Source organism: Pseudomonas sp. NFACC43, from assembly GCF_900119645.1.
Lineage (GTDB): Bacteria > Pseudomonadota > Gammaproteobacteria > Pseudomonadales > Pseudomonadaceae > Aquipseudomonas.
Genome location: NZ_FPKK01000022.1, coordinates 1 through 14,962, shown reverse-complemented (window position 1 = coordinate 14,962; position 14,962 = coordinate 1). Strand labels below are relative to the sequence as shown.

Genomic DNA, 14,962 nt, shown 5'->3' with positions numbered 1-14,962 from the left:
GGTCTTGCTCCTTTTTTTTGCGGTTGGGTGTTTCAGATGAAATCGATGGCCTTGAGGTAGTCGGCGCCGCGGCGCAGCAGCGCCGGGGACTTTTCCGGGTAGCGGGCGCCCATCTGTCGTACGCCGGTCCGGGCGTTGTCATGACGGATCATCGAGATGTCGCCGATGTCTTCCTCGAACCCGTTGAGATAGAAGCCCAGTACCCCGAACAGCGCGTTGTCGGCATCGACGCGGCCCAGTTGCCGCTGCCAGTCCGCGACGCTCACCAGGGAAAACTCACGACCGCTTTCACGGAACGACGCCACATAGGCGTCCCAGCTCAAAGGCTCGGGATTGTGCAGGTTGAACACCGCCTGGGTCGGCTGGTAGCGACTGGCGTGGAAGGCGATGAAGCGGGCCAGGAAGTCCACCGGCATCAAGTCGAAGTTGAGTGACAGGGCCGGTACCTGGCCCAACTGGATCGAGCCCTTGAGCATCAGCATCAGGCGATTCTTGTGGGGCTGGCAGACCCCGGTCAGGCTGTTGAAACTGATGTTGCCGGGGCGAAACAGATTGACCCGCACGCCACGCTCCCGGGCCCGTTGCAGGATCCGTTCGCCCACCCATTTGGACAGGTTGTAGCCGTTCTTGATGTAGATCGGCGGCGTCGCTGCGGCGGGCTGCTCCAGGACCTGGCCGTCGGCGTCCAGGGCACTGGAGGCCGACAGGGTGGAGATGAAGTTGAAGACCTTCTTGCTGCGTCCTTCGCACAGGCGCAGGCATTCGAAGATCGGTTCCACGTTGTCCCTTGCCAGCGACTCGTAGTCGAGCACGTGATTGACGTGGGCAGCGTTGTGCACCAGCGCGCCGAAGGTCTGGTCGATACGGGCATAGACGTCATCGGGCAGGCCCAGTTGCGGCTGGGTGATGTCGGCGGCATGGACGCTGACCCGGCTCAGGTCCAGGTGGGTCAGGCGGTTGTCCTGCAAGGCCTGGGCAAAACGTTCGGCGGCGCTGTTCCTGGCGGATGGACGCACCAGGCAGGCCACCTCCGTGGCACCCCAGGCCAGCAAGGCCTCGACAATGTGCACCCCGAGAAAGCTGTTGGCTCCCGTCACCACCACCTTGTGCACATCCCCGCACTGGCTGATGGGCAACGGATCGATGTCCAGTTCGGCCTCGGCATCGATGAACGCCTGCGGGCTGAGGACCGATGCGCCACTTGCTCCGGGATCGTCGAGCAACTTGGCCAGGGTGATCAGGGTGGGCGCTTCGATGAAACGATTGATCGACAGGCTGCGGCCGAACGCCTGGTGGATATTCAGCAACATCTGCGACAGCAGGATCGAATGTCCCCCCAGGTTGAAGAAGCTCTCATCGATGGCAATGTCTTCGGCAGGCAACTCCAGCAGCTCGGCCCACAGCTGTCGCAACTGTGCCTGCAGTGGGTTCTGTGGCTGTCGATGCTCTCCTGAGGACGATACCTGCACCGGCAGGGCAAGCAGGGCCCGGCGGTCGACCTTGCCATTGCTGGTGTAGGGCAGGCTGGGCAATTCGACGTAGGCGGCGGGATGCATGTAGGCGGGCAGCGTCTGTTGCACATGCTCGCGCAAGGCCTGGAGCGCGGCGCCGGGCCGGTCTTCCCGGGGATGGACGAGAAACGCCAGGATCCGTCGCCGCTCATCCACCCCCACCGCCACTTGCCGAAACCAATGGCTTTGCCGCAGGCAATGCTCGATCTCTTCCGGCTCGACCCGGAAGCCGCGGATCTTCACCTGGTTATCGCGCCGGCCGCAGAGCACGATGCCGTTGTCGGTCCACTGGCCGATATCCCCGGTACGGTAGGTGCGCAGGGTGTTCTCGCCGGGCAGTGTGAGGTCGAGGTAGCGGCCCGCAGTCAGCGCCGGGTCATTCAGATAACCCAGGCCTACCCCCGGTCCGGCGATGTAGAGCTCGCCGGGTGTGCCCTGGGGCACCGGTTGCCGGTGCTCATCCAGAATCAGCAGGCGAGCGTTGGCGATGGCCACGCCGAGGTTGCGGTTGTTGTCGCCCACGGCGAATTGTCGCGTGGTGGCGAGCACGGTGGTTTCGGTCGGGCCGTAGATGTTATGGAACTGGCACTGCGGCGCCAGGCGCTCGATCACGAACGGCTCGCAGACATCCCCACCAGTGATCAGGTGCTCCAGGCCCAGCGGTGCATCCAGCGGCATCACACTCAGCAGCGCCGGCGGAAGGAAGGCGTGGGTGACATGCTGCTCACGAATCAATGTCACCAACCGCCGCGGGTCGCGACGCTGGTCCTCGTCGGGTATCACCAACAGCGCGCCCTGGCGGAAGGTCGGCAGGATATCCAGCAACGACGCATCAAAATTGATGGTGGAAAACTGCAGGGCCCTGCTGTCTCGCTGCAACCCGACATAATCGGCGTACCAGGCACAGAAGTGGCTGAGGTTGCGATGGCTGAGCAATACCCCCTTGGGCCGGCCGGTGGTGCCGGAGGTGTAGATCGCCACGGCCGGCTCGTCGACCTCCACCCTGCGGCGGATCAGCGAGGCGGGAAAGCCAGGCCGGGACGATGGCAGTCGATGCACGTCCAACGCAGGCATCGCCAGTTCGCCCAGGTCGCAGTCGCCATCGTGCAGCAGCAGGTCGGCGGCGGCATTCTCCAGGATGAAGCGCCGCCGCTGCGCCGGGTGTTGCGGGTCCAGGGGCAGGTACACGGCGCCGCAACCGAGCACCGCGAGAATGGCCGCATACAGCGGCGCGGACTTGGGCAGGCAGACGCCGATCACCCTGGGGGAAGTGCATGGACCGATCCGCTCCAGTATCGCTTGCTGCAACCTCAACGCCAGGCTACGCAAGTCTCGGTAATCGATGAGCCGGCCTTCGACCCAAAGCGCCGATCGGGTTGCGTCATCGAGCATGCGCTGTTCGATGTCGTGCATGACCGGCACCTCGGCGGCCGCCAGCAGCCACGGCACCGCTGGACCGTTGAGCCGGTGCTCGAAGGCCAGCGCCTCCAGCATATCGAGGCCGTGCAAGGGGGACTCGACGGTATCGGCCGGGGCCGTCGACCAGTGAGCGAAGCAGGCTTCGTCCCGTGACAAATGGCTGACCAGGCGCGCCGCGTGTTCCACTACCACGGCCACTGTGCGCAACCGCAACGACTGGCCGTTGCCCGAGCTTTCCGGGGCGACGACCTCCCGGCATAACGGACGCTGCCCGGCGTCGAGAAACACCACCACCGGTTGCGGCAGGACTTCGCCGGGCACGGCCAGTAACGCCATCCGCACGTGAAGGTGCGAACGGGCGGCAATGGCGCCAGGCACGGTCGCATCGTCGATCAACAGGTCGACCGCGCCAGGGTCGGCCGGAGATTGGAAGTGGACGACACCGTGGCCGTGCAATTCAAGTTCGCGGGCCAGTTCGGCCATGGCCAGGCTGGTGCCAGACACTGCGATTTCGAGACGTCTCATCGGCTTCTCCTCATGGGGTCAGGTAGTCGGCCAGGGCCTCACGCACGCAGGGCGAGGCGAGCATCGAGCTGCCGCGGAAAAACCGCGTGATGTTGCCCACCAGCGGGTGAAAGCGATTGATGGGATAGGCCAGTGCGCCGGCCTCTTCGCGCAGCGACTGGCGCACGGATTCGTCGACGGGCAGGTGAGCGATCAACTCGAAATCGAAGGCCTGCTGCAGGTCGCTCGCCAGGTATTGGACGATGAAGCCGGGCATCAGGCGCGCGATCGCTTCGCGGTCTTCTTCGCAAGCGGTGCGCCAGTACATCTGCACCAGTCGCGTCCAGAAACCCGAGTGCCGGCCTTCGTCCAGCAGGTGATCGGCCATCAGTCCCTTGATCGACGCCTTGACCGAATCGTCCCGGGCGAAGGCTGCCACGTCGTTGGTCACGGTGTTTTCGGCAATGGCGATACAGATCAGCTCCACGGCGCTGAGCAAATGCCCGGGCGCCTGGGCCAGTGTCGCCGGTATGGCGCGACTCAACTCGATCTGTGCAGGCAACGGGATCGGTTCTATGCCGGTCATGTCGATGGTCTGCTGCATGAAATCCATGGCCACCAGCGCGTGATAGTCCTCGTCCACCACCACCGTCATCGCGTCGTAGCGGCAGGCGAACGGGAACTCGATGCCGAAACGATTCTTGGCAATGCGCCGGGCGGTGTGGTCCACCAGTTCAGTCTCGAAGATCACCACATCGTTGATGAATTTGTAGAGACTCTGCACCAAGGCAAAGTCGCGCAATTGCGGGCAATGACTGAGAAAGGTCTGGCTGTGCACCAGCGGTTGACGACTCATGGGAAAAATCAACTTGTCGTCGTTTTCCACCCAGCGTCGAGGCCGGGTGCGGATCGTGGCGCGGGTTTCCCAGGCGTCGGCGAAGGACTGGTACTGGACCGCGCTCATGGCATCACCTGCGCGACCGGTTGGGTCATGCTTTCGTGCAAGCCGTCCCACAAGGCCGCACGGCTGTGAACCGCGGCGAGCGCGGCGGACAGCACTTCGGTCTCGCGCTGCGGGTCGCCGTCGATCAGCCGGGCCAGCAGTTTTTCCGCGGCCGGGCCGTGATCTTCCGAATCCACCTCGATGTGCCGTTGCAGGTAATAGCGAAACGTCGGCGCCTGGTCCAGGCCAATGCCCCAGTCGTCCAGCATCCGCTGGAACATTTGCGGGATGACGCTTTCACGACCGTGTACGAACGCGGCCGCCACGCTGTGGGCCGGGGCGTGCAAGGCGGTATGCAGGGTCTGGCGGACGAACCGCGCCGCCGCTGGCTCCACCTCGACGCTGTCCAGCGCGGTATCGGGATTGACGCCTTCCTGTTGCAAGGCAATGAATCGCTCGATCGCCCGGGTGTCCGCACCGACCTCACGCATGGCGTCCAGGTACAGTTCGAAATGGCTGCAATAGCCCGCCCCCGGACGATCGTCCGATTCTTCGCCCAGGATGATCTCGTTGATCAGCCGGGCGGCATGGGGGTCGGCGGGTGGCAGCCAGGGTAGCTGGACGCAGGTCAGTTCCCGTTGCAGCCGCTTGGTCAGCGACATGAAGTCCCACACGGCAAACACGTGACTTTCCATAAAGCGGCGCAACAGGTCGATTGAAGTTATTTCGGAAAAAACCGGATGTAGGCCAAGTTCACGTTTCTTCAGGATAAGTTGCTCTTTGGTTGGCTGCATTGGAACGTCCTCATCAATGATGTTTGACCGGAAGGTGGCTCGAGATTTAATCAAGGCGAGCGGGTGCCTGAACCGGAGTCCATGAATAACTAAAGTGTTCGCAGTAATTGCGTGCTGCTGGCTTTGCGGCCTTTGTTTCTGGTTTCTTTGTGAGGTTTTTCAGCGTCGATGGAAGCGCGACGTAGAAAAAACTAATACACGAAACAAGTAAGCGGCAAGAACTTTTTTAATTATTTGAAGTTGTACTTTTATTGGGTGCGAGTAGTGCTTGTAAAACTTTTTATATAAGTTTTATTGGGGCGAAGAAGCTCCTTCCGATTTATAGCGATCAGAATCGAATAGTTCGAGTGAATGCCTCACCCGGAGCACTTCAGGGGACAGGGAATAAGAAGTTTGGGTTTTTAAGGGCCGGAAGTCGTTCGGACATACGATCCTCCCGCCGGTTGGGCGACGCTCCTTGCGTGGTGGCTTCGATTCGCCTGGCTGACGCCGGGCGCTGACTTCTTCAGGTCTGTTTTTTGAATCGACAAACGCAAGAGTGAGCCCAAATCGGCGGCAGTGCCATTGGGCTGGTGCGACGATGAGGCGCGGCGACGGCCAAGCCCGTCAGGCAGGCGGCAAGACGGGTAGGAGGGATGTGTAAGAAAGTGATACGTCGATGGCTTGGCGGGTGAGGTCAGTCCTGCGACTGCTCCAGGTACCGTCGGATGGTTACGCAGGCTTTTTCCAGATGGTGCTCCAGCAACGCCACCGCATGGTCGATATCCTTGGCTGCCGCCGCCTCGAGCAGGGCACGATGATCGTCCTGGGTCAGCTTGCCCAGCCCCATCGAAGACAGGTGGAAGCGCAGGAAACGCTCTTCTTCATTGAGCTCGCGCTCCACCAGGTCCAACAGCTTGCTGTTGGGGGCCTTGTGGTAGAGCGACATGTGGAACAGCCGGTTGAGCCGGCCGATTTCGGCGTGATCGGTTTGCGCTTCCAACTGGTCGATGTATCGAGCGGCCTGGGCCAGGTCGTCGGCGTCGAGCAGCGGGATCGACAGGCGCAAGGCGAAGGCTTCGAGGACTGCGCGCAATGCATAGGTCTCGATGGCATTGTTGGTGATCAGCGGGGCCACCACGGCGCCCTTGTGCTGGACCACGTTGAGCAGCGATTGGGCCTCGAGCTGGCGCAATGCCTCGCGCACCGGCATGCGGCTCACGCCGAACAGGTCGGCCAGTTCCTGCTGGCGCAGGGCGGTGCCACGGGGCAGGCGTCCATCGAGAATGGCCTCGCGCAGGGAGCCTTCGATGATCGAACGTGCCTGGGCCGCAGGGACGGGCTTGTTCACCTGGATAGTGCTTAACGGCTTGGGCTTCTGTGTCACGACAACGCACCCTGGCTGGTAGTAACGAAATTGGATCCAAGCCAACACTAGTTACAGTTTCTCATGCCGTCAAAATCTGACGGCTCCGGTTCCTGAACTAAAGTTTAGCGTGCCTGGGATGATTTCACCCTGCCATTGTCTTTTCCCGGGCCAGGCTGCACCATCCAACGAATTTCCCCACGGCCCTTTTCCGGACGTATTTCCCTTGGCTGCACCTTCCACAGTCCTCAGGTCCTTGCGCTGGTTGTGTTCGGCATTGTTGCTGGCCGGCCTCATGCTGGGTGGCCTGCGGGCCGACTGGGACTTCGCCCAGATCAGCCGGCGGGCCCAAGGGTTGTACGGGCCGCTGGGCGAAGGACAGCAACGGATCGATGCCTGGCAACAGCTGCTGGCGACCCAGAAGCAGATCCCGGAACTGGAACAGCTCAAGGTGGTGAACCTGTTCTTCAACAAGCAGGTGCGCTACGTGGAAGACATCGACCTGTGGCGTGAAGTCGACTATTGGGAAACCCCCATCCAGGCCCTGTGGAAGGGCGCCGGCGATTGCGAGGACTACGCCATCGCCAAGTATTTCAGCCTGCGCCATCTCGGGGTGTCCAGCGACAAGCTGCGCATCACCTACGTCAAGGCGCTGCGGCAGAACCGGGCACATATGGTACTGACCTACTACGCCACCCCCGATGCCATGCCCTTGGTGCTCGACAGCCTGATCGACGGCATCCAGCCGGCCAGCCAGCGGACCGACCTGCTGCCGGTCTACTCTTTCAATGCCGAAGGGCTATGGCTGCCGGGCACCAAGGGCAACAAGAAAGTGAGTGACACCAAGCGCCTGTCCCGGTGGCAGGATGTGTTGAAGAAAATGCAGGCCGAAGGTTTTCCGGTCGAGACTAACTAGGAGCGCGCGCTCAGATGTCCTTGTTCAAACAACTGTTGATCGCTATCTGTCTGTTCCTGGTGGTCGCCTTCAGCGGCAGCTTCATGGTCAGCCTGGAGAGCTCGCGGACCCAATACGTCAATCAGCTGCGTTCCCATGCCCAGGACGCGGCCACGGCGCTGGCGCTGTCGTTGACACCGAACATCGACGATCCGGCGATGGTGGAGCTGATGGTCAGCTCCATCTTCGACAGCGGTTATTACGCCAGCATCCGCGTGGTCGACGTGGCCACCGACAAGACCCTCGTCGAGCGCACCGGCGTGCCGGACGCCGGCAGCGTGCCGCAGTGGTTCGTCAAGCTCATCGGCCTGGAGCCGGCCGGTGGCGATGCCATCGTCAGCCGCGGCTGGGAGCAGGCGGCGCGGGTCGAAGTGGTCAGCCACCCGATGTTCGCCCTCGCCAAGCTCTGGCAGAGCGCCCTGGGCAGCCTGGGCTGGCTGTTGCTGTGCGGCGCCGTGAGCGCGGTGCTGGGGGCCTTGCTGCTGCGGCGTCAGCTCAAGCCCCTGGACTACATGGTGCACCAGTCCCATGCCATCGCTCGTCGCGAGTTCCTGAGCCTGCCGGAGCTGCCGCGTACCCCTGAATTGCGTCGCGTGGTGCAGGCGATGAACCAGATGGTCGAGAAGCTCAAGGCGCTGTTCGAGGAGCAGGCCGAGCGCAGTGAAAAACTGCGGGTCGAGTCCTACCAGGACAACCTGACGGGCCTGGCCAACCGGCGTTATTTCGAGATGCAGCTCAATGCCCGGGTGAGCAATCCGGAGCAGGCCAGTTCCGGTTATCTGCTGCTGCTGCGGGTCAAGGACCTGGCCGGGCTGAACCAGCGACTGGGCGGGCAGCGTACCGACCAACTGCTCAAGGCCGTGGGCGAACAATTGCTGCGTGAGTGTGCCCGCTACCCTGAAACCCACAACCTGGTGACCCGCATCCGCGGCGGCGAATTCGCCGTGCTGGCGCCGGGCCTGGTACGTGAAGAGGCGCTGCAGCTGGCGCAGAATCTCGAAGCGGCGTTGGCAAGCCTTCACGCCACCGGCGCGACCGACGTGGCGTCGGTGGCCTCCATCGGGCTGGCGCCGTTCGTCCACGGCGATTCGCCACAAGCGGTGCTCCAACTGGGCGACCAGGCCCTGGCACAGGCTGAAAGCCAGGGTGAACCCGGTTGGGCCTGTCTCGAACACAGCGCGTCGGCCAGCGTCGGTGACGATCACCATGCCTGGCACACGCTGCTCGACCAGGCGTTGAGCAATCAGCGGTTCGAGTTGTATTTCCAGCCGGTGGTGGCCGCCCAGGACACCCAGCTGGTGCTGCATTACAAAGTGCTGTCGCGGCTGCTCGACGACCAGGGCCAGACCATCCCGGCCGGGCGCTTCCTGCCTTGGCTGGAGCGTTTCGGCTGGACTGCGCGGCTGGATCGCCTGATGCTCGAACAGGTGCTCAAGCAGATGGCCGGGCACGAGCAAGCCCTGGCATTGAACCTGTCCTCCGCTACCCTGGCCGACCCCCAGGCACTGAACAGGATCTTCGAGATCCTGCGCGCCCATTCCAACCTGGGGCCGCGCCTGACGCTGGAGATCGGCGAAGAGCAACTGCCCGAGCAAGCGGTGCTGGAACAACTGACCCGACGCCTGCGCGAGCTGGGCTTCTCCCTGAGCCTGCAGCGTTTCGGTGGACGGTTCAGCATGATCGGCAACCTGTCGCGGCTGGGACTGGCCTACCTGAAAATCGACGGCAGCTACATCCGCGCCATCGACCAGGAAAGCGACAAGCGTCTGTTCATCGAAGCCATCCAGCGCGCCGCCCACAGCATCGACCTGCCCTTGATTGCCGAGCGGGTGGAGACCGAAGGGGAACTGGCGGTGATTCGCGAGATGGGGTTGTTCGGCGTGCAGGGGCAACTGGTGGGCGAACCCCGGCGTTGGGTGTGATCCTGAACCACTGATCGTTCCCATGCAGAGCAAGGGAAGGATCAGTCAGCCCGGCTAGATCAACCCTTTCTCATCGTCATCGATCAAGCGGCTCAGCCCGCCCAGCGCTTCCCGGGCCTGGTTGCGGTCCATCAGCTTGGCCTGGGCCGCCGGCGGCAGGTCGGTGACGCGGATGACGCCCTTGGCTGTCAGGACCTGGATCAGGTCGTCGAGTACCCGAATCATCTCCAGGTCGCTCTGCTTGAGTTGCTTGAGGCTGTTCTCTACCGCCTGGTTGGCGAACCAGTCCTGGATCTCGTGATTGTCGGCCGGCAGGGTTTCGGTGGCCTCGGCATAAGCGCTGGCCTCCACGCGCACCAGCAGGCCTTGTGCATCGCGTTGCACATAAAACATCGGGCATCCCTCATGTATGAAGCGGCGTCATGCTGGGCAGCATAGGCCAACTGTGCGGGAGTATGAACCCTTATCCCCAGGAGAAGGAGCAAGCGCTCTCTCCTGGGGTGTGCTCAGGTCAACTGTTGTTGTGATCGACCTTGATGGTCGGATCGCTGCCGGCGATCAGGGAGTTGAGGTTGACGTTCGACCAGTTGTTGCCTTCGAGCTTGATCGTCACGTCCGGCGTGGCGGCTGCGCCGTTGGCCGCGTTGAACTGGCCGGTGGTGCTGACCTGCAACGACGACACCCCATCGACCGTGGTGATCTTCAGGAAGTGATCGATGGTGCTGCCGGTTTCACCCTGCAGCAGATCCCTCAGGTCGATCCGGTCGCCTTCGCTGGCCTTGAAGTCCTTGATCACGTCGGTGCCGGTGTCGCCGGATTTCCACACAAAGGTGTCGCCGCCCAGGCCGCCGATCAGGGTGTCGTTGCCTTTGCCGCCGATCAGGATGTCGTTGCCGTTGCCGCCGAGCAGGATGTCATTGCCCTTGCCGCCATCGAGCGAGTCGTTGCCGCCCTGGCCGAAGATAATGTCATTGCCAGCGCCGCCCAGCAGCGTGTCGTTGCCATCGTGGGCACCGGACACATCGAACGCGGTGTAGTGCTCGGTGATGTACTGGTGCACGTTGGCGGTGGTGACCTTGCTGACGTCGACGCCGCTTTGCTGGGCCACGAACGACTGGATGGCCTGGTAACCCTCGCCGGCGATGCCGTTGAAGCTCACCAGGTCGCCGAACAGGATGTCGTTGCCGTCGGCGCCATTGACCGTGTCGGAGCCCGGGAGCGTCGCTTCGGTATGGCCAATGATGGAGTTGGCCAGGTCTTTGGGGTCGATGTTGGTCTGCGGCTTGCCATCGGAGTCGTACGGCTTGAGGTCGGTCAGGGTGACGTCCTTGTTCAAGCCGATCGCTTCCACGCCCGACACCGAGCTCAGCAGCGCGAAAGCGCTGAGAGAGTTGCTGGTGGTGGCCGAGTCGGTGCTGCTGCCGGTGCCGTCGCGGTACGACAGTTCGTAGGTACCGTCCCCTTGGGCGTGCAGCGTGCCCAGGGACTCCTCGCTCCAGTAGCCGCCCCAGGATTTTTTCCAGGTCAGCAACGAGACATTGCCGGACTCGTCGACCTGCACACGGTGGGTGCTGTCCAGGTCGGCGCTGAATGTCTGGCCCAACTTGTAATTGGTCGTGGTGATCAGGCTGTCGAGCTTCACGCCGTTATAGAGGTCGGGGTTCGTCTGCTCGCCGGCCTGGTAGAACGTCGGCTGGCCATCGGTGATGAAGTACGTGAGGTTCTTCGCCCCGGTGTTGCTCGTGGCCTCGGTGCTCTTGAACCAGTTGGCCGTGGTCTTGAACACGTCTTCGTAGTTGGTACCGCCGCCGGACACCATGGAGTCCAGGACGTTCTTGAGCAGGGTCAGCGCATTCGGGTCCTTGAGATTGACCGAAACGGTCTTGTTCACCTGGCGGTCGAAGTCCGCCAGGAAGATGTTCACCGTGCCCGAGTTGTTGCCCATGCTCTGCTTGAGGGTGTTGAACACCGACGTCAGCGAGTTCTTGGCGGCAGTCAGGGACGACTCGCTCATGCTGCCGGAGCTGTCAACCATGAAGGCAATGTTGTAGTTGACGCCCGGTACCACGGTCAGACCGCCAATGTCGGCGACAATCACGTCGTTGCCGTCGGTGCCCGTGAAATTGTCGCTGCCGGAGGTGGCGGTGGCCGCGTTGTAGACCGCCGGATGCACCGTTACCGGGATCTGCGCGGTGGTGACCGCCGATCCGCCAAGGGCTTCGGTGGAGGTCGACGTCACGGTCAGGTTGATCTGGCCGTTGAAGTAGGATGGAGGCGTCAGGTTGAGGCTGCCCAGGTTCCAGCCCGTGACCGAGGCTTCGCCGTTGGCGCCCACGGTCGCGGTGTGGCCGTCGCCGTCGCTCAGCACACTGCCTTGCGGCATGCCGCCGATCTTCACGCTCAGGCTCTCGGAACCGTCGGTATCGGTCAGGGCGGTGGTGATCTTCGACAGATTCACGCTGCCACCTTCGGCGCCTTCGTTGAGCTTGAAGCCGTCGTAATAGCCTTCGCCATTGGTGCCGTGCAGATCGGAAACGGTCACACCGGCATTCACCAGGTCCGTCACGCCGGTATACAGCGGTACGCCGGCACTGCTCAGGTCCACGGGCGTGCTGCCGTTGACCGAGAGGTTGACATCATAGCTGCCCGGGCCGGTCTGGTTGTGATGGTAGATATCCAGGGTGTAGTAGCCACTGGTGGTCGGGGTGAACGACCCATTGAGCTTGCCGCCCGCCCCCCAGGTGATGCCGGCCACATCCTTGCCGCCAATCGTCACCAGCAGGCTGTCGTCGCCAGTGCCGCTGAAGGTGTAGGTCTTTCCGGCTTCCAGGAAAATCAGGCCCGAGGTTTTCGAGGCGGTGCCCGGGTTGACGTTGCTGTCGGACTGCACGTTGGTCACGTTGGTACTGCTGTTCGGCGTGCCGGCGGCATCGATGACCGACTTGAGGGTGCCCGATGGCGCCCCGCTGCCATCGGTACCCAGGCCTGGCAGGCCGGTCCAGACCTCCTTGATCAGGCCGGTGGAGGTCACGTTGTTGCCGGCCACGCTCAGGCTCGGCTTATCAGCCACCGGCGTGATGTCGATCTTCACGGTACCGGCGTTACCCAGCGTCTGGCCATCGGTCGGCTGGAACTGGATCTGCGTGTAGTCGGCTTTCTGGTCGCCCACGCCGCTCGGGTTGCCATTGGCGCCGGACTCGTTGGCGTCCGGAGTGAAGCGCAGCTTGCCGCCGTCGATATCGGCCTTGCTGAAGGTCTGGTTGCTGGTCACGTCCTTCCAGGTCGCACCATCCAGGTACTGCAGCTTGCCATCGCTCGGCAGCCCGGTGATCTTCACGCCCAGGCTTGTGCTGGCGCTGTCCACATCGCTGATGCCGAAGTTCGACCAGCCCAGGACCAGCGAAGTGTCTTCGGTTCCGGTCGCGGTGCCGCCAGCGGCCACCGGAGCATCGTTGACCCCGACCACGTTCACGGTGGTGGTGGCGGTATTGGAGTAGTTGGTGCCGTCGGTCACCGTCACGGTGATGACGCGTGGCACTGTGCTCGGGTCGTCGCTGTTGTTGATGAACGTGATGTTCTTGATCTGCTGCATGTAGTCGGCCAGCGTCGCGTTGCCTGACAACGTCAGGGTGACCGTGCCGTTGGTACTGTTGGCATTGATGCTGATGCCGTTGACGCTGTTGCCCAGGTTCAGCGCATCGCCTGGCTGACGGTTGGTCAGCACGATGGTGGCGCCGGTCAGCATGGTGCTGTCCGGGTCGGTGATCTTCAGGTCAGTGTCGCCGATGGATACGCCCGGGCCGGTGGTGCCTTCGGTGAACGTCACCTGGTAATCGGCTCCGGTCTTGCCGCTGGAATTGTTGGCGTCCAGGTCGAGGACCGGTGGAGCATCGTTGTCCACGATCGAGGTGCTGACGCTGCCGTTGGTGCCACTGACCGCGAGGTGCTCGAAGTTGCCACCGGTGGCCGAGTCGATCCTGACCACGAAGTTCTCGGTGCCTTCGGTGATCTTGTCGTCCAGCGTCGCGACATTGAAGGTTGCGCTGGTGGCGTTGGCCGGGACTTTGACGGTGTAGACACCCGTGAAGTCCGTGCCATCGGCGGCGGTGCCGCTGTAGACGATCTTCACCGTCACTTCGGTTTGCGCCGGGTTCGTCAGGCTGACGGTATAGGTGGCGGACTGGCCTTCGGTAACCGCCGTGCTGCCGCTGATGCTGACAGTGGTGTTATCAGGCGTGTCGGTCACGGCCGTCACTGCCGGGGTGGTGCTTGGCACCAGGTGTTCGAAATTGCCACCTGTCGCTGTCTTGATCGTTGCCTCGACGTTGCCTGCATCTTTATAGACGTCGTCCTTCGGTGCGTCGACGGTCACGGTGCCGGTCTTGGCACCGGCGGCGATGTTGATCACCGCACCGTTGCTCAAGGTAACGGTGACGGGCGAGCCGGCGGCGTTGGTCAGGGTAGCGGTGTAGGTGATCTGGCCGCCTTCGGCCACGGTGTCGGTTGCCGAGAGCGTCAGGCCGGTGGTGTCCTGGGTATCGGTCACTGCAGTGTTGGCAGGCTTGCCATCGACTTCCAGGTTTTCGTAGTTGCCGCCTTTGGCGTCGTCGATCTTGACGCTGAGATTGCCGCCACCCGCCAGGGCATCGTTCGGCGCGGTGAAGTTCACCGAGCCGGAGCTCTGGCCGACCGGGATCGTGATGCTCTGGCCGTTGGACAGGGTCACCACCAGTGGCGCGCCGGTTACCGGAGCGTTAACCGAGGCGGTGTAGACCACGGTGCCACCTTCACCAACAGTCGAGGTCGCGGATAGCGAAACGGTGCTGGTATTGAGGGTATCGGTCACATCCGTAACGGCAGGCGCAGTGCTTGGCACCAGGTTTTCGAAGTTGCCACCAGTGGCCTTGTCGATGCTGACTTCGACCTTGCCGGCATCCTTGTAGACGTCGTCCGTCGGTGCATCGACGGTCACGGTGCCGGTCTTGGCGCCGGCGGCGATGTTGATCACCGCACCGTTGCTCAAGGTGACGGTGACGGGCGAGCCGGCGGCGTTGCTCAGTGTCGCGGTGTAAACGATGGAGCCGCCTTCGGCTACCGTGCCGGTCGCCGAGAGGGTGAGTGCGGTCGCGTCAGGCGAATCGGTGATGGTGGTCACCGCAGGCGTGGTGCTTGGCACCAGGTTCTCGAAGTTGCCGCCGGTTGCGCCAGTGATGGTGGTGCTAACAGTGCTGCCGTTGTTATAGACGTCGTTGGCCGGCGTATCGACCGCGACGGTACCCGTGGTCTGGCCGGCAGCGATGGTGATCACCGCGCCGTTGCTCAGGGTGACGGTCATTGGCGTCTGGGCCGGGTTGGTCAGCGTAGCGGTGTAGGTGATCTGGCCACCTTCGGTGATGGTTTCACTGGCGCTGAGTGTCAGGCCGGTGGCATCTACTGAGTCGGTAACCGTGGTCACCGCAGGGGTGGTGCTTGGTACCAGGTTCTCGAAGTTGCCGCCGGTTGCGCCAGTAATCGTGGTGCTGACAGTGCTGCCGTTGTTATAGACATCGTTCGCTGGCGTATCGACCGC

General features: G+C 62.8%; 7 protein-coding genes and 1 pseudogene. 2 read left to right on the top strand and 6 right to left on the bottom strand.

Going from position 1 to position 14,962, the window contains the following annotated elements; all coding sequences use genetic code 11:
- Positions 1-32 precede the first annotated feature (32 nt).
- The 4 genes from BT179_RS25075 to BT179_RS25060 all read right to left on the bottom strand — a co-directional run bounded on the left by BT179_RS25075 (position 33) and on the right by BT179_RS25060 (position 6,537).
- A complete protein-coding gene (locus BT179_RS25075; protein ID WP_072432208.1) occupies positions 33-3,455 on the bottom strand; it encodes an amino acid adenylation domain-containing protein in 3,423 nt (1,140 codons plus the stop codon).
- A gap of 10 nt (positions 3,456-3,465) precedes the next feature.
- A complete protein-coding gene (locus BT179_RS25070) occupies positions 3,466-4,398 on the bottom strand; it encodes a diiron oxygenase (protein ID WP_072398988.1) in 933 nt (310 codons plus the stop codon).
- A complete protein-coding gene (locus BT179_RS25065; protein ID WP_072432209.1) occupies positions 4,395-5,171 on the bottom strand; it encodes a DUF3050 domain-containing protein in 777 nt (258 codons plus the stop codon). Before BT179_RS25065 ends, BT179_RS25070 begins: the two co-directional genes overlap by 4 nt.
- Positions 5,172-5,847: 676 nt before the next feature.
- Positions 5,848-6,537, bottom strand: coding sequence for a GntR family transcriptional regulator (locus BT179_RS25060; RefSeq protein WP_072398993.1), 690 nt, complete (start codon positions 6,535-6,537; stop codon positions 5,848-5,850).
- A 205-nt stretch (positions 6,538-6,742) separates the two neighbouring features.
- Between BT179_RS25060 and lapG the strand changes: the two genes are divergently transcribed.
- Together lapG and lapD are read left to right on the top strand one after the other, a co-directional pair.
- Positions 6,743-7,432 (top strand): cysteine protease LapG, encoded by a 690-nt coding sequence (gene lapG / locus BT179_RS25055; RefSeq protein ID WP_072432210.1) that lies wholly within the window; start codon positions 6,743-6,745, stop codon positions 7,430-7,432.
- Between the two features lie 14 nt (positions 7,433-7,446).
- On the top strand, positions 7,447-9,393 hold the full coding sequence (gene lapD / locus BT179_RS25050; protein ID WP_072398991.1) for a cyclic di-GMP receptor LapD: 1,947 nt from the start codon (positions 7,447-7,449) through the stop codon (positions 9,391-9,393).
- A 54-nt stretch (positions 9,394-9,447) separates the two neighbouring features.
- Here the strand turns inward: lapD and BT179_RS25045 are convergent, their stop codons facing one another.
- Both BT179_RS25045 and BT179_RS25040 read right to left on the bottom strand, forming a co-directional pair.
- Complete coding sequence (locus BT179_RS25045; RefSeq protein WP_072398992.1) at positions 9,448-9,786, bottom strand: tryptophan synthase subunit beta; 339 nt, start codon at positions 9,784-9,786, stop codon at positions 9,448-9,450.
- Positions 9,787-9,904: 118 nt separating this feature from the next.
- Positions 9,905-14,962: pseudogene (locus BT179_RS25040) on the bottom strand (LapA family giant adhesin); the annotation flags it as partial.

Bases quoted from the DNA above. Each gene is read 5' to 3' on its own strand.
- BT179_RS25075 (WP_072432208.1), bottom strand. From the start codon at position 3,455: ATGAGACGTCTCGAAATCGCAGTGTCTGGCACCAGCCTGGCCATGGCC.
- BT179_RS25070 (WP_072398988.1), bottom strand. From the start codon at position 4,398: ATGAGCGCGGTCCAGTACCAGTCCTTCGCCGACGCCTGGGAAACCCGC.
- BT179_RS25065 (WP_072432209.1), bottom strand. From the start codon at position 5,171: ATGCAGCCAACCAAAGAGCAACTTATCCTGAAGAAACGTGAACTTGGC.
- lapD (WP_072398991.1), top strand. From the start codon at position 7,447: ATGTCCTTGTTCAAACAACTGTTGATCGCTATCTGTCTGTTCCTGGTG.
- BT179_RS25045 (WP_072398992.1), bottom strand. From the start codon at position 9,786: ATGTTTTATGTGCAACGCGATGCACAAGGCCTGCTGGTGCGCGTGGAG.